The sequence below is a fragment of the Enterobacter sp. I4 genome, from assembly GCF_022669095.1.
In the GTDB taxonomy this organism is placed as follows: Bacteria; Pseudomonadota; Gammaproteobacteria; order Enterobacterales; family Enterobacteriaceae; genus Enterobacter; species Enterobacter pasteurii.
Genome location: NZ_JALBUO010000001.1, coordinates 593,581 through 607,714, shown reverse-complemented (window position 1 = coordinate 607,714; position 14,134 = coordinate 593,581). Strand labels below are relative to the sequence as shown.

At 56.1% G+C, this 14,134-nt stretch carries 14 protein-coding genes and 1 other RNA gene; 4 read left to right on the top strand and 11 right to left on the bottom strand.

Annotated features, from left to right (window positions below):
- Positions 1 to 10: 10 nt before the first annotated feature.
- The 3 genes from ubiH to MOQ06_RS02865 are packed head-to-tail and all read right to left on the bottom strand — an operon-like array spanning position 11 to position 3,109.
- On the bottom strand, positions 11 to 1,189 hold the full coding sequence (ubiH, locus tag MOQ06_RS02875) for a 2-octaprenyl-6-methoxyphenyl hydroxylase (protein WP_242170710.1): 1,179 nt from the start codon (positions 1,187 to 1,189) through the stop codon (positions 11 to 13).
- Positions 1,186 to 2,499, bottom strand: coding sequence for a Xaa-Pro aminopeptidase (gene pepP, locus MOQ06_RS02870; RefSeq protein WP_148418656.1), 1,314 nt, complete (start codon positions 2,497 to 2,499; stop codon positions 1,186 to 1,188). The genes ubiH and pepP overlap by 4 nt, the downstream gene beginning before the upstream one ends.
- 31 nt (positions 2,500 to 2,530) lie before the next feature.
- Complete coding sequence (locus MOQ06_RS02865; protein ID WP_148418542.1) at positions 2,531 to 3,109, bottom strand: YecA family protein; 579 nt, start codon at positions 3,107 to 3,109, stop codon at positions 2,531 to 2,533.
- Between the two features lie 167 nt (positions 3,110 to 3,276).
- On the opposite strand from MOQ06_RS02865, the gene zapA reads away from it, so the two are divergent.
- The 3 genes from zapA to MOQ06_RS02850 all read left to right on the top strand — a co-directional run bounded on the left by zapA (position 3,277) and on the right by MOQ06_RS02850 (position 4,455).
- A complete protein-coding gene (zapA, locus tag MOQ06_RS02860) occupies positions 3,277 to 3,606 on the top strand; it encodes a cell division protein ZapA (protein ID WP_006811891.1) in 330 nt (109 codons plus the stop codon).
- A 41-nt stretch (positions 3,607 to 3,647) separates the two neighbouring features.
- Positions 3,648 to 3,831, top strand: a non-coding RNA gene (gene ssrS, locus MOQ06_RS02855) — 6S RNA.
- Between the two features lie 24 nt (positions 3,832 to 3,855).
- Positions 3,856 to 4,455, top strand: coding sequence for a 5-formyltetrahydrofolate cyclo-ligase (locus tag MOQ06_RS02850; protein WP_242170707.1), 600 nt, complete (start codon positions 3,856 to 3,858; stop codon positions 4,453 to 4,455).
- Between the two features lie 90 nt (positions 4,456 to 4,545).
- On the opposite strand, the gene serA is transcribed toward MOQ06_RS02850, so the two are convergent.
- Together serA and rpiA are read right to left on the bottom strand one after the other, a co-directional pair.
- Positions 4,546 to 5,778, bottom strand: coding sequence for a phosphoglycerate dehydrogenase (serA, locus tag MOQ06_RS02845; RefSeq protein ID WP_148418540.1), 1,233 nt, complete (start codon positions 5,776 to 5,778; stop codon positions 4,546 to 4,548).
- Positions 5,779 to 6,043: 265 nt separating this feature from the next.
- Complete coding sequence (rpiA, locus tag MOQ06_RS02840) at positions 6,044 to 6,703, bottom strand: ribose-5-phosphate isomerase RpiA (protein WP_148418538.1); 660 nt, start codon at positions 6,701 to 6,703, stop codon at positions 6,044 to 6,046.
- A 127-nt stretch (positions 6,704 to 6,830) separates the two neighbouring features.
- Between rpiA and argP the strand changes: the two genes are divergently transcribed.
- Entirely contained in the window at positions 6,831 to 7,724 is an 894-nt protein-coding gene (gene argP / locus MOQ06_RS02835) for a DNA-binding transcriptional regulator ArgP (protein WP_003860089.1), read from the top strand.
- A 48-nt stretch (positions 7,725 to 7,772) separates the two neighbouring features.
- On the opposite strand, the gene MOQ06_RS02830 is transcribed toward argP, so the two are convergent.
- The 6 genes from MOQ06_RS02830 to epd all read right to left on the bottom strand — a co-directional run bounded on the left by MOQ06_RS02830 (position 7,773) and on the right by epd (position 13,837).
- Positions 7,773 to 8,513, bottom strand: a complete 741-nt coding sequence (locus MOQ06_RS02830) for an oxidative stress defense protein (protein ID WP_148418654.1) — start codon at positions 8,511 to 8,513, stop codon at positions 7,773 to 7,775.
- 93 nt (positions 8,514 to 8,606) lie between these two features.
- Positions 8,607 to 9,242 (bottom strand): arginine exporter ArgO, encoded by a 636-nt coding sequence (gene argO, locus MOQ06_RS02825; RefSeq protein WP_242170691.1) that lies wholly within the window; start codon positions 9,240 to 9,242, stop codon positions 8,607 to 8,609.
- A 147-nt stretch (positions 9,243 to 9,389) separates the two neighbouring features.
- Positions 9,390 to 10,244 carry a small-conductance mechanosensitive channel MscS gene (locus tag MOQ06_RS02820; protein WP_148418536.1) on the bottom strand — a complete coding sequence of 285 codons (855 nt, stop codon included), beginning with the start codon at positions 10,242 to 10,244 and terminating at the stop codon, positions 9,390 to 9,392.
- A 188-nt stretch (positions 10,245 to 10,432) separates the two neighbouring features.
- Positions 10,433 to 11,512, bottom strand: coding sequence for a class II fructose-bisphosphate aldolase (gene fbaA / locus MOQ06_RS02815; protein ID WP_063867865.1), 1,080 nt, complete (start codon positions 11,510 to 11,512; stop codon positions 10,433 to 10,435).
- A 92-nt stretch (positions 11,513 to 11,604) separates the two neighbouring features.
- Positions 11,605 to 12,768 (bottom strand): phosphoglycerate kinase, encoded by a 1,164-nt coding sequence (gene pgk / locus MOQ06_RS02810; RefSeq protein ID WP_176609531.1) that lies wholly within the window; start codon positions 12,766 to 12,768, stop codon positions 11,605 to 11,607.
- A 49-nt stretch (positions 12,769 to 12,817) separates the two neighbouring features.
- Positions 12,818 to 13,837, bottom strand: a complete 1,020-nt coding sequence (epd, locus tag MOQ06_RS02805; protein WP_193354939.1) for an erythrose-4-phosphate dehydrogenase — start codon at positions 13,835 to 13,837, stop codon at positions 12,818 to 12,820.
- Positions 13,838 to 14,134 lie beyond the last annotated feature (297 nt).

Sequence of the window (14,134 nt, the reverse complement as noted above, 5' to 3'; positions counted from 1 at the left end):
TGATTACTCCTTAACGCGCGACCCAACCCAGGGTCCGCTGCGCCAGCACGTCACGTGCCGGAATGAACAGTTCCATCGCCATCAGCCCGAGGTTGCGACCCGCAACTAACGGCGCCCAGCGATTGGCAAACAGGTGGACCAGGCCGTCGGTGACGCCAACGGTCGCCGCTCTGTCCCCCTCACGTCGTTTCTGGTAATGGCTCAGCACTGAGTATGCGCCACAATCCTGTTGTTCGCCCCACGCCTGCGCCAGCAGCTCAGCCAGGCTCATTACGTCGCGCAGGCCAAGGTTGAAGCCTTGCCCGGCGATGGGGTGCAGCGTCTGCGCGGCATTGCCGACAAGGGCGACGCGATGAGAAACCGTCTGCGATGCGGTCGTCAGCGAAAGCGGATAAACCACCCGCTTGCCCGCGTGGGTGATACGCCCAAGCCGCCAGCCAAAGGCTTTTTGCAGCTCGGCACAAAAACGTTCGTCGGACCAGGAGAGCACCTCATCGGCCTTATCCTGCGCATGGCACCACACCAGCGAACAGCGTCCGTTCGACATCGGCAGCATGGCCAGCGGGCCGTGCTGCGTAAAGCGCTCAAATGCCCTGCCGTTATGCGCGCCCGCCGTAGAGACGTTAGCGATGACCGCCACCTGGCCATAAGGCTGAGTGTGCCATTCAACGCCGCACTGCGTGGCGAGCGCAGAGCGTGAGCCATCCGCCGCCACCAGCAGTTGCCCCTCAAGCGTGGTACCGTTGTCCAGCGTCACGCTGACGGCCTCGTCACGGCGGCTAAATCCGGCAACGCGCGCCGGACAGTGCAGCGTAACGCCCGGCGCGTCCTGTAACAGACGGAACAGCCTCAGCCCCACGTCATGCAGCTCCACGACCTGCCCCAGCGCCGCTATCCGGTAGTCGTGCGCGTCCAGCGTCACGAACCCGGCATGACCGCGATCGCTGACGTGTACGGTGCGGATCGCCGTTGCGCAATCCGCTATCGCCTGCCAGATCCCGATGCGCGACAGCTGCTGGCAGGTTCCCTGCGCCAGCGCGATGGCGCGAGCATCGAAACCAGGATGGTCGCTCGCCTGCGGCGCAACCGCCTCGACGAGATGCACCGGAAGCTGGCCTTTGGTTAAGTGCGAAATGGCCAGCGCCAGGGTAGCGCCGGTCATGCCTCCGCCAACGATGATCACGCTCATACGCGTGCCGCCGCCATCAGCGCCTCGATCTCCTCGGCTTTTTTTACAACGGTCGCGGTCAGGTTTTCGTTACCGGTTTCGGTGATGACGATGTCGTCTTCGATACGAATGCCAATCCCGCGATACGGTTCCGGCACGTCGGCATCCGGCGCGATGTACAGCCCCGGCTCGACGGTCAGCACCATGCCAGGCTCCAGCACGCGCGAACGGTCCTGACCGTATGCACCCACGTCATGCACGTCAAGCCCCAGCCAGTGGCTCAGGCCGTGCATAAAGTAAGGGCGATGGGCGTTTTCAGCGATGAGGGCATCCACATCGCCTTGCAGAATGCCGAGCTTAACCAGCCCGGTAATCATGATGCGCACCACCTCACCCGTGACGTCCTGGATAGAGGTGCCCGGACGGAACAGCGTCAGCGCGGTCTCCAGAGACTCCAGCACGATGTCATAGATTTCGCGCTGCGCGGGCGTGAATTTGCCGTTTACCGGGAAGGTGCGGGTGATGTCCCCTGCATAACCCTGATATTCGCAACCGGCGTCAATCAGCACCAGATCGCCGTCGCGCAGCTCACTTTCGTTTTCGGTGTAGTGCAGGATGCAGCCGTTTTCCCCGCCGCCAACGATGGTGTTGTAGGACGGGAAGCGCGCGCCGTGGCGGTTAAATTCATGGTGAATTTCGCCTTCAAGCTGGTACTCGAACATGCCGGGACGGCACTTTTCCATGGCGCGAGTATGCGCCAGCGCGCTGATTTCGCCCGCGCGGCGCATCACGTTGAGTTCTTCTTCTGACTTGAACAGGCGCATCTCGTGCACCACCGGCCGCCAGTCGATGAGCGTAGCGGGCGCCGAGAGATTCTGCCTCGAGCCTTTACGCAGCTTGTCCAGCGCGGTGAAAACAATCTCATCCGCATAGGCATATTCGCCCTGCGCGTGGTAGAGCACGTCGAGCCCGTTGAGCAGCTGATAGAGCTGCTGGTTGATTTCACTGAAGGCCAGCGCGCGGTCAACGCCCAGCTTTTCCGGTGCCGCCTCTTGCCCCAGGCGACGGCCAAACCAGATTTCAGCCGTTAAATCGCGGACGCGGTTAAAAATCACGCTGTGGTTATGGGTGTCATTGCTCTTAATCAGCACCAGTACCGCTTCCGGCTCGTTGAAACCCGTGAAGTACCAGAAATCGCTGCTTTGGCGATAGGGGTATTCGCTGTCGGCGCTTCGCGTCACTTCCGGCGCGGCAAAAATCAGGGCAGCGCTTCCCGGCTGCATTGTGGCCAGCAGCGCCTGACGACGGCGAGAATATTCTTGACTGGAGATAACCATGACACCCTCCTGTGCGTTATTGTTCTTAATGTAATGTTGGCTTGCGAACTTCCGGCGCGGTCGGCTGCGAGCGCGTAAAGTTGTCGTGGCACAGCAGAGACGCCACGCGAACATACTCGATGATCTCTTCGAGAGACATCTCCAGCTCTTCCTGATCTTCGTCCTCGTCGTAGCCGAGCTGGGCGATATTACGCAGATCGTCAATCGCCTCACCCGCTTCGCCGGTCACTTTATCAAGTTTAGGCTGGGTTACGCCGAGGCCAAGCAGATAGTGGTTTACCCAGCCCGCGAGCGCATCGGCGCGATCGAACACGCTGACGTCATCGCCTTCAGGCAGATAAAGCTGAAAAAGAAAGCCATCGTCTTCCAGGGAGTCGCTGGTTGCGGCGTGCATTTTACGCAGCGCTTCCGCCAGTTCGTGGCCAAACGCCAGCCCTTCGTTCGTGAGGTCGTGGATCAGCGGCTGCCATGAGCTGTCGCTGTTTCCGCCGCACAGTATGCCGCTGATCAGACCGTGCATTTCGGCAGGGGTTAAACCGACTCCCTGCTGGTTCAGTAACTGGCTTAAATCCTTGTAACCAGGCATTTCGTTCTGTATAGACATACGCATTCGTCATCAAAGGGAGGATATTCATGATATGCTACCACTTTGGACCCTGGTGATACCAGAAAAGGGCTTGTATCTTCACATCAGGGTAGCTATAGTGTCGCCCCTTCGCAGCCCACGGGGCAGTAAGCGAAGGCAGCGCAGTCAATCAGCAGGAAGGTGGCATGTCTGCACAACCCGTCGATCTCCAGATTTTTGGCCGTTCACTGCGAGTGAATTGTCCGCCTGAACAAAGGGATGCTTTGAATCAGGCTGCGGACGATTTGAATCAGCGGTTGCAAGATCTAAAAGAACGCACTAGAGTCACAAATACTGAGCAGCTGGTTTTCATCGCCGCGTTGAACATCAGCTATGAACTGACTCAGGAAAAAGCGAAGACCCGCGACTACGCGGCCAGCATGGAGCAGCGCATTAAAATGCTCCAGCAGACCATAGAACAGGCATTGCTTGATCAAGGTCGCAATCCCGAAAGACCGGGACCAAAGTTTGAATAACACTTCGCAGTTGACTATGGTAGAGTAACTGTGAAGACAAAATTTCTCTGAGATGTTCGCAAGCGGGCCAGTCCCCTGAGCCGATATTTCATACCACAAGAATGTGGCGCTCCATGGTTGGTGAGCATGCTCGGTTCGTCCGAGAAGCCTTAAAACTATGACGACACATTCACCTTGAACCAAGGGTTCAAGGGTTACAGCCTGCGGCGGCATCTCGGAGATTCCCTCTCTTTTCTTCTACCGACTACCATGACTCAATTCCCTGAAGTTTCTGCTTCACGCCAGGACATTCGTCAGCTTATTCGTCAACGCCGCCGCGCGTTAACTCCCGATCGGCAAGCGCATTTTGCCCAGCAGGCCGCCGCCCGTATGATGGCCTATCCGCCCGTGGTGATGGCAAACACGGTCGCGCTGTTTCTTTCGTTTGACGGCGAGCTGGATACCCAACCGCTTATCGACCAGCTCTGGCGCGCAGGAAAGCGGGTGTATCTGCCGGTGCTGCATCCGTTCAGTAAAGGCCATCTCCTGTTTTTGCACTACCATCCGCACAGCGAGCTGGTGGTAAATCGTCTGAAAATTACCGAACCCAGACTCGACGTGCGCGACGTGCTGCCGCTGGCTGAGCTGGACGTGCTGGTCGTGCCGCTGGTGGCGTTTGATGATCAGGGTCAGCGATTAGGCATGGGCGGCGGGTTCTATGACAGAACGCTGCAAAACTGGCAGCAGTATGGCCTGCAGCCGGTGGGTTATGCTCACGACTGCCAGGCTGTAGAAGCCTTGCCCGTCGAGAAGTGGGATATTCCGCTCCCGGCGGTGGTGACGCCGTCGAAGCTGTGGGAGTGGAGGTAAAAGCAAAACGGTAACGCCAGTTACCGTTTTTGATATTTTCGCCCTCTCCCTGTGGGAGAGGGATGGGGTGAGGGCATCAAACCTCACATATCAGTAAAGCAGACGCGCGCGAATCGTTCCCGGAATGGTCTTCATGCTCTGCAGCGCTTTTTCCGCGATGTCTTCATCCGCTTCAATATCAATCACCACGTAGCCCATCTGCGAGTTGGTTTGCAGATACTGTGCGGCAATGTTTACGCCCTGCTCGGCAAAGATCTGGTTGATGGCGGTCAGCACGCCCGGACGGTTCTCGTGGATGTGCAGCAGGCGGCGACCGCCGTGCAGCGGCAGAGACACCTCCGGGAAGTTCACCGCAGAGAGCGTTGAACCGTTATCGGAGTATTTGCTCAGCTTACCCGCCACTTCCAGGCCGATATTCTCCTGCGCTTCCTGAGTTGACCCACCGATGTGCGGCGTCAGAATCACGTTGTCGAACTCGCACAGCGGAGAGGTGAACGGATCGCTGTTGGTGGCAGGCTCCGTCGGGAATACGTCGATAGCCGCCCCCGCCAGATGCTTACGCTTCAGCGCATCGCACAGCGCAGGAATATCGACCACCGTGCCGCGCGCGGCGTTGATCAGCAGCGAGCCCGGCTTCATCAGCGCCAGCTCTTCCGCGCCCATCATGTTTTTGGTGGAGGCGTTTTCCGGCACGTGCAGGCTGACCACGTCGCTCATGTTCAGCAGGTCAGACAGATGCTGCACCTGCGTCGCGTTACCCAGCGGCAGCTTGCTTTCGATATCGTAGAAAAACACGTGCATACCGAGAGATTCCGCCAGAATACCGAGCTGCGTACCAATGTGGCCGTAACCGATAATTCCCAGCTTTTTACCACGCGCTTCGTAGGAGCCAGACGCCAGCTTGTTCCACACGCCGCGGTGTGCCTTGGCGTTAGCCTCCGGAATGCCGCGCAGCAGCAGCAGCAGCTCGCCAATGACCAGCTCCGCCACGGAACGGGTGTTGGAGAACGGGGCGTTAAAGACCGGGATACCGCGTTTTGCGGCAGCATTCAGGTCAACCTGGTTGGTGCCGATGCAGAAACAGCCGATCGCCACCAGCTTTTCCGCCGCGGCAATAACGTCTTCAGTCAGTTGGGTTCGGGATCGCAGGCCAATGAAATGGGCATCACGGATGGACGCTTTCAGCTCTTCCGAGTCCAGCGCGCCTTTGTGAAATTCGATGTTGGTATAACCCGCCGCACGAAGGCTATCGAGCGCTTTCTGATGCACGCCCTCGACCAGCAGGAATTTAATCTTGTCTTTCTCCAGTGATACCTTTGCCATTTACCCGACCCTGTTTTTATCTGAACTGATGTTGTGCTGGATATAAATCCCGTGCAGCCAACATATCAAAAAAAACTATTGCAGCAATATGAACGTTTGCGTCGGCACTCTGAAGAAAAGTCATACAGAGCAAAATGACAGAGGAAAATGCTGTGGAAATTTATGAACGCGGCAGGATCGGCAAAAGAGGCGGAAAAACGTGACACAAGTCACCGAATTTAGCGTTTCAAAATTTTTTAGCGGGGGGAGAGCTCCCCCCGTCAGATCATTTTACGATGGTTTTCACGCCGTCAGCCGTGCCGATCAGCGCCACGTCCGCGCCACGGTTGGCAAATAGCCCTACGGTTACGACGCCCGGGATGCCGTTAATCGCATTCTCCAGCGCGATCGCGTCGAGGATCTCGAGACCGTGAACGTCGAGGATCACGTTGCCGTTATCGGTCACCACGCCCTGGCGGTATTCCGGACGGCCGCCCAGCTTCACCAGCGCGCGCGCCACGGCGCTGCGCGCCATAGGGATCACTTCGACCGGCAGCGGGAAATTACCCAGAATGTCGACCTGCTTGGAGGCGTCTGCGATGCAGATAAATTTGTCCGCTACGGAGGCGATGATCTTTTCACGGGTCAGCGCCGCGCCGCCGCCTTTGATCATTTGCATGTGGCCGTTGATTTCATCCGCGCCATCAACGTAAATCCCCAGACGATCCACTTCGTTGAGATCGAAAACGGTAATGCCGAGGCTTTTCAGCTTTTCCGTGGAAGCATCGGAGCTGGAAACCGCGCCCTCGATCTGCCCCTTCATCGTGCCGAGTGCATCGATAAAGTGTGCCGCCGTCGACCCCGTACCAACACCGACAATGGTACCCGGCTGTACATACTGGAGAGCGGCCCATCCTACTGCTTTTTTCAGTTCATCCTGCGTCATGATCGTTATGCCTGTGGTGTGAAAACTCAGGGCGCATTATAGAACACGTCGAATGGATTTCGTCTGCCACGAAGGGAAAATTGTGTCATAGTGCAGATTAAGCAAAATTAAGGAGTCAGCCAGAGCAATGAAACGTCCGGACTACAGAACACTACAGGCACTTGATGCAGTTATTCGTGAACGCGGTTTTGAGCGCGCGGCGCAGAAGCTGTGCATCACCCAGTCCGCCGTATCACAGCGTATCAAACAGCTTGAAAACATGTTCGGACAGCCGCTGCTGGTGCGTACCGTGCCGCCGCGTCCAACGGAGCAAGGGCAAAAGCTCCTCGCCCTGCTGCGCCAGGTTGAACTGCTGGAAGACGAGTGGCTGGGCGATGAGCAGACCGGCTCCACGCCGCTGCTGCTGTCGCTGGCGGTGAACGCTGACAGCCTGGCAACCTGGCTGCTGCCGGCTCTTGCGCCGGTGCTGGCCGACTCCCCGATCCGCCTGAATCTCCAGGTTGAAGATGAAACCCGCACCCAGGAGCGGCTGCGTCGCGGTGAAGTGGTTGGGGCCGTCAGTATCCAGCCTCAGGCGCTGCCAAGCTGCCTGGTCGATCAGCTCGGCGCGCTGGACTATCTTTTCGTGGGCTCTAAAGCCTTTGCCGAGCGCTACTTCCCGAACGGCGTGACCCGTGCCGCGCTGCTAAAAGCCCCTGCCGTCGCGTTTGACCATCTGGACGATATGCACCAGGCCTTCCTGCAGCAAAACTTCGACCTGCCGCCGGGCAGCGTGCCATGCCATATCGTGAATTCGTCCGAGGCCTTCGTGCAGCTGGCGCGTCAGGGAACCACCTGCTGCATGATCCCGCATTTGCAGATAGAGAAAGAGTTAAAAAGCGGTGAGCTGATTGACTTAACGCCGGGGCTGTATCAGCGCCGGATGCTGTACTGGCACCGTTTTGCGCCAGAAAGCCGCATGATGCGCAACGTCACCGACGCGCTGCTGGCGTTTGGGCATAAGGTGTTGAGGCAGGATTAATCGCCTGAATTCCCTCTCCCTGTGGGAGAGGGTTTAGGTGAGGGCAAATTATTGCGCCTTAGCCGCCTCAGTTTGCTGAGGTTGAGTTGGCTCCAGCTGGAACACTACATCCACCTGATCGTCGAACTGAATGGTCGGCTGCTCATAGGTCTCCTGAGCGGATACCGGCGCGGCGTCAGCCTTCATCATCCGAACCATCGGGCTTGGCTGGTAGTTAGAGACGTGGTAACGCACGCTGTAAACCGGACCGAGCTTGCTCTTGAAGCCGGCTGCCAGCTGTTCCGCCTGATGAATCGCGTCGTTAATCGCCGCTTTACGCGCTTCGTCTTTGTATTTTTCCGGTTGCGCAACGCCCAGCGAGACGGAACGAATTTCGTTCAGCCCTGCCTTCAGCGCGCCGTCCAGCAGTGAGTTGAGCTTATCAAGCTGGCGCAGGGTAACTTCCACCGTACGCACGGCACGGTAGCCTTTCAGAATGCTTTTGCCGTTCTGGTAGTCGTAATCCGGCTGGGTACGCAGGTTGGCAGAGCTGATATCTTTTTTAGCGATACCGTTCTGTTCCAGGAATGAGAGGTATTGCGCAACACGATCGTCTGCCTGTTTCTTGGCGGAAGCCGCATCTTTCGCAGCGACGTTCACTTCAATTGCCAGGGTTGCAACATCCGGTACCGCATCCACGCTTGCGGTGCCTGAAGTGACGATGTGCGGGCCGTTCGGCAGTTCATTCGCCTGCACCGACACCGAACCTAAACTTACTAATGCCGCCAGGGCCATCACCTTAAACTTCACTGTCATTCCTCCATGTTGCGAAGAGTGCCCCAACAACAGGGCTCATGCCAGCAAGCTTAGCGGGTCTTGTTCAGATGTCCATAAGACAAACGCTTAGTTGAACAATCCCTGAACATGATGAATGCCCTCTTTCGCCAGCTGGAAAGCAATAAACCACATCACCAGCCCTACCAGCGTATTAATGATGCGCTGCGCTTTGGCGGTACGCAGCCGCGGCGCCAGCCACGCCGCCAGGATCGCCAGGCCGAAGAACCAGAGAAAAGAGGCGCTGACCGTGCCGAGCGCAAACCAGCGCTTCGGCTCAACGTCCAGCTGGCCGCCCAGGCTGCCCAGCACCACAAACGTATCTAGATAAACGTGCGGGTTAAGCCAGGTCACGGCGAGCATGGTGGCGATAATCTTCCAGCGCCCCTGCTTCATCACCTCGGCGCTCGCCAGTTCAATACTGCTGCTCATGGCGGTTTTCAGGGCACCAAATCCGTACCAGAGCAGAAACGCCACGCCGCCCCAGGTGACCAGCGCCAGCAGCCACGGCGACTGCATCAGCAGAGCGCTGCCGCCAAAAATCCCGGCGCAAATCAGCAGCAGATCGCTCACCGCGCACAGCAGAGCAATCATCAGATGGTACTGGCGGCGAATGCCCTGATTCAACACGAACGCGTTTTGTGGGCCGAGAGGAAGGATCATGGCCGCGCCTAACGCAAGCCCCTGAAAATAATAAGATAACATGACATCGTTCTCGCAGAGTTGTTCCGGAAGCAGACTATACTGCGCGAACGTCATTAGAGGAAATTGATAATATTAATTGGGTATTAGGGGAACTAATTAAAAAAAAGCCCGGTGGCGCTAACGCTACCGGGCCTGAGGGAATGCGGATTACTCGGCTGCTTTTTCGCGCTTGAGGTTTACATCCATCTGCGGGTACGGGAAGCTGATGCCGTTAGCGTCGAAGTCACGCTTGATGCGCTCCAGCACGTCCCAGTAAACGTTTTGCAGATCGCTGCTTTTGCTCCAGATGCGCACCACGAAGTTGATGGATGACGCGCCCAGCTCGTTCAGACGAACGGTCTGCTCGCGATCCTTCAGAATGCGATCGTCAGAAGCAATGATGTTGGTAATCAGCGACTTTACCTGCTCGATATCTGAATCGTATGCCACACCGATGATCAGCTCATTGCGGCGCACCGGTTCGCGGGAAAAGTTAATAATGTTGCCCGCGATGATTTTCCCGTTCGGGATCACCACAATACGACCATCGACGGTACGCAGGGTGGTAGAGAAAATCTGCACCTGCAACACGGTGCCGGCAATACCGCCCAGATCGACATATTCACCGGAGCGGAACGGACGGAAGGTCACCAGCAGTACGCCTGCCGCCAGGTTCGAAAGCGACCCCTGCAACGCCAGACCGATGGCCAGACCGGCCGCACCGAGCACTGCGATAACGGATGCAGTCTGCACGCCCACGCGGCCTAACGCCGCAATCAGCGTAAAGGCAATGATGCCGTAACGCACCAGCGCGGAGAGGAAGTCGGCCACCGTCGCATCAATATGACGAGCGAGCATGACACGATTAATTGCATTGGACACGACGCGCGCCACAATCATACCCACGATAACGATCGCGATTGCCGCGACGATATTTACCGCATAACTCAGCAGCAGCGCCTGGTTGCGCACCAGCCAGGTTCCCGCGTTGTTAATGCCATCTACTACACCGAGATCTTCCATTCATTTATCCTTATGCTAAACCAAACCACAAAATCCATCCCACATGGAGACAGGCAGGTCAGTAAAGGGTAAACAAAAAGCCAGGTATTGCCAAACAGATCACAAAACCAGGTGTTGCAGGATATTGAAAAAGCATAAAAAAAAGGCCCGCAGTTGCGGGCCTTCTGATGTGCTGTTAGCAGCTCAAATTACAGAACGTCGATGGCGTTCAGTTCTTTGAATGCCTGCTCCAGACGGGTCACCATGGACGTCTGCGCAGCGCGCAGCCATACGCGTGGATCGTAGTATTTCTTGTTCGGCTGGTCTTCGCCTTTCGGGTTGCCCAGCTGGCCCTGCAGGTAAGCTTCGTTGGTTTTGTAGTATTGCAGGATACCGTCCCAGGTCGCCCATTGGGTGTCGGTATCGATGTTCATTTTCACTACGCCGTAGCTTACGGAATCTTTGATTTCCTGAGCAGAAGAACCGGAACCGCCGTGGAAGACGAAGTTCAGGCTGTTGTGCGGCAGGTTGTGTTTTTTGGAAACGTATTCCTGAGAATCGCGCAGGATAGTTGGGGTCAGAACCACGTTACCTGGTTTGTAAACGCCGTGCACGTTACCGAAGGACGCTGCGATGGTGAAGCGCGGGCTGATTTTGCTCAGTTCGGTGTAAGCGTAATCAACGTCTTCTGGCTGGGTGTACAGAGCGGAAGCGTCCATGTGGCTGTTGTCCACGCCGTCTTCTTCACCGCCGGTGCAGCCCAGTTCGATTTCCAGGGTCATGCCCATTTTGGACATACGCGCCAGGTACTTAGAGCAGATCTCGATGTTCTCTTCCAGAGACTCTTCAGACAGGTCGATCATGTGAGAAGAGAACAGCGGCTTACCGGTTGCAGCGAAGTGTTTTTCACCCGCGTCCAGCAGACCGTCGATCCACGGCAGCAGTTTCTTCGCGCAGTGGTCAGTGTGCAGGATAACCGGAACACCGTAGTGCTCAGCCATCTGGTGTACGTGGTGCGCACCAGAGATAGCGCCCAGGATTGCAGCACCCTGAGGAACGTCAGTTTTCACGCCTTTACCTGCAATGAACGCAGCGCCGCCGTTAGAGAACTGAACGATAACCGGTGCTTTCACTTTCGCAGCGGTTTCCAGTACGGCGTTGATGGAGTCGGTACCTACGCAGTTTACTGCTGGCAGAGCGAAGTTGTTTTCTTTAGCTACCTGGAACACTTTCTGTACGTCATCACCAGTGATAACGCCAGGTTTTACGAAATCAAAAATTTTAGACATGTTGCTTAGTCCTGTATCTTCGGCCGTTAGAAAAGGTGCGAGCTCTTATAAGCGCGCTGAAAATTGGGCAGGTTTCCCTGCCCCTGAATGGCTTACTTCTTAGCGCGCTCTTCGAGCATTGCTACTGCTGGCAGTACTTTACCTTCCACGAATTCGAGGAATGCGCCGCCACCAGTGGAGATGTAGGAGATCTTGTCAGCGATACCGAACAGGTCGATAGCTGCCAGGGTGTCACCACCGCCTGCGATAGAGAACGCTTCGCTGTCTGCGATAGCGTTAGCAACGATTTCAGTCCCTTTGCGGAAGTTCGGGAATTCGAACACGCCAACTGGACCGTTCCACAGGATAGTTTTTGCGTTTTTCAGGATTTCAGCCAGTTTCTGTGCAGAAACGTCGCCCAGGTCCAGGATCTGCTCTTCATCTTTGATGTCGTTTACAGATTTCAGGGTCGCGGTAGCGGTTTCGGAGAACTCGGTCGCAACGCGAACGTCAGTTGGAACCGGGATATCACAGGTACCCAGCAGACGTTTTGCTTCGTCAACCAGGTCAGCTTCGTACAGGGATTTACCCACGTTGTGGCCTTGAGCAGCAACGAAGGTGTTCGCGATACCACCGCCAACGATCAGCTGGTCAGCGATTTTGGACAGGGAATCCAGAACGGTCAGTTTGGTAGAAACTTTAGAACCGCCAACAATTGCGACCATTGGACGAGCAGGCTCTTTCAGCGCTTTGCCCAGTGCTTCCAGTTCGTCAGCCAGCAGAGGACCAGCACAAGCTACGTCAGCGAATTTACCGATACCGTGGGTAGACGCCTGAGCACGGTGAGCCGTACCGAATGCATCCATTACAAATACGTCACACAGTGCAGCGTATTTCCTGGACAGGGTTTCGTCGTCTTTCTTTTCGCCTTTGTTGAAGCGAACGTTTTCCAGAACAACCAGCTCGCCTTCGGCAACTTCAACGCCGTCCAGGTAATCTTTCACCAGGCGAACCGGGTTGGACAGTTTGTCTTTCAGGTAATTAACAACCGGCAGCAGAGAGAACTCTTCGTTGTACTCGCCTTCAGTTGGACGGCCCAGGTGGGAGGTGACCATCACTTTAGCGCCCTGCTTCAGAGCCAGTTCAATGGTTGGCAGAGATGCACGAATACGCGCGTCGCTGGTCACTTTGCCATCTTTAACCGGTACGTTCAGATCGGCACGGATGAAAACGCGTTTACCTGCCAGATCCAGATCGGTCATCTTAATTACAGACATGGTGAATCCTCTCGTTGATTCTTAAAGTTTTGCAAGCGCAAGGTGCGCTCTACCTGAAACCTTTTGCGGCCATTGCTAACGTGGTGTCGAGCATTCGGTTAGCAAAGCCCCATTCGTTATCACACCAGACCAGCGTCTTGATGAGGTGTGCACCACTGACTCGCGTCTGCGTGCCATCCACGATGGCGCTGTGCGGGTCGTGGTTAAAATCTACTGAGACCAACGGTAATTCCGTATAGTCAACTATACCATGAAATGCACCCTGTGCCGCTTTTTGCAGCAACAGGTTGACTTCACAGGCTTTTACCGGTTTTTTCACCGTCACGCTAAGATCGATTGCGGTGACGTTTATCGTCGGAACACGCACGGCAATCGCTTCAAAACGGTCGTTAAACTGCGGGAAAATACGGGTGATCCCGGCTGCCAGCTTCGTATCCACCGGTATGATTGACTGGCTCGCCGCGCGAGTGCGTCGTAAATCCGGGTGGTAGGCGTCGATAACCTGCTGATCGTGCATGGCGGAGTGAATCGTGGTCACCGTGCCGGATTCAATGCCATACGCATCGTCTAACAGTTTAATGACCGGAATGATGCAGTTGGTAGTGCAGGAGGCGTTGGAGACAATGCGGTGTTCGGCTTGCAGCTCGTGCTGGTTAACGCCAAACACGACGGTGGCGTCGAGGTCGTTACTGCCGGGATGAGAGAACAGGACTTTTTTTGCGCCAGCATTAAGATGCGCTTCGCCATGTTCGCGGTTACCGTACACGCCGGTACAGTCCAGCACCACGTCCACGCCCAGCTCTCGCCAGGGTAGCCCGTCAATATCGCGCTCGTGCAGCACGCGGATGGCATCGTCACCGACAAACAGCTGGTCTCTTTCCTGGCGAACGTCCCAGGCAAAGCGTCCGTGGCTGGTGTCATATTTCAACAAATGCGCCATGCCCGCAGCATCCGCCAGTTCATTGATTGCCACCACGGTTATTTCCGCACGACGCCCGGATTCATATAAAGCACGAACCACGTTGCGCCCGATGCGACCGAAGCCATTAATCGCTACGCGTACGGTCATAGATCTCCTGCAAAGCTATCCCTGAGTTTGAGGTGGCTGAAAGAGTAATCCAGCTACGCCCGAAGGGGAATCTTTGCTATTACAAACTGCGATTGATTGGTCAATTGTCGAACATTTAATCGACTGAAACGCTTCAGCAAGAATAAGCGAATCGGGGAATAAAAGGAATGGCTGTCCAGAGCAATAAGCCAGCTATATGACTTGCGTCACATTTTAGATGGAATAATTTACGGCGACGTAAACGCAAAACGGTAACCCGAGGGTTACCGTTTTTAGCGTTTGCACCCTCTCCTACAG

Coding starts and splice junctions, on each gene's coding strand:
- MOQ06_RS02865 (WP_148418542.1), bottom strand. CDS start 3,109: ATGTCTATACAGAACGAAATGCCTGGTTACAAGGATTTAAGCCAGTTA.
- serA (WP_148418540.1), bottom strand. CDS start 5,778: ATGGCAAAGGTATCACTGGAGAAAGACAAGATTAAATTCCTGCTGGTC.
- pgk (WP_176609531.1), bottom strand. CDS start 12,768: ATGTCTGTAATTAAGATGACCGATCTGGATCTGGCAGGTAAACGCGTT.
- argP (WP_003860089.1), top strand. CDS start 6,831: ATGAAACGTCCGGACTACAGAACACTACAGGCACTTGATGCAGTTATT.
- MOQ06_RS02820 (WP_148418536.1), bottom strand. CDS start 10,244: ATGGAAGATCTCGGTGTAGTAGATGGCATTAACAACGCGGGAACCTGG.
- argO (WP_242170691.1), bottom strand. CDS start 9,242: ATGTTATCTTATTATTTTCAGGGGCTTGCGTTAGGCGCGGCCATGATC.
- zapA (WP_006811891.1), top strand. CDS start 3,277: ATGTCTGCACAACCCGTCGATCTCCAGATTTTTGGCCGTTCACTGCGA.
- ubiH (WP_242170710.1), bottom strand. CDS start 1,189: ATGAGCGTGATCATCGTTGGCGGAGGCATGACCGGCGCTACCCTGGCG.
- fbaA (WP_063867865.1), bottom strand. CDS start 11,512: ATGTCTAAAATTTTTGATTTCGTAAAACCTGGCGTTATCACTGGTGAT.
- MOQ06_RS02850 (WP_242170707.1), top strand. CDS start 3,856: ATGACTCAATTCCCTGAAGTTTCTGCTTCACGCCAGGACATTCGTCAG.
- rpiA (WP_148418538.1), bottom strand. CDS start 6,703: ATGACGCAGGATGAACTGAAAAAAGCAGTAGGATGGGCCGCTCTCCAG.
- epd (WP_193354939.1), bottom strand. CDS start 13,837: ATGACCGTACGCGTAGCGATTAATGGCTTCGGTCGCATCGGGCGCAAC.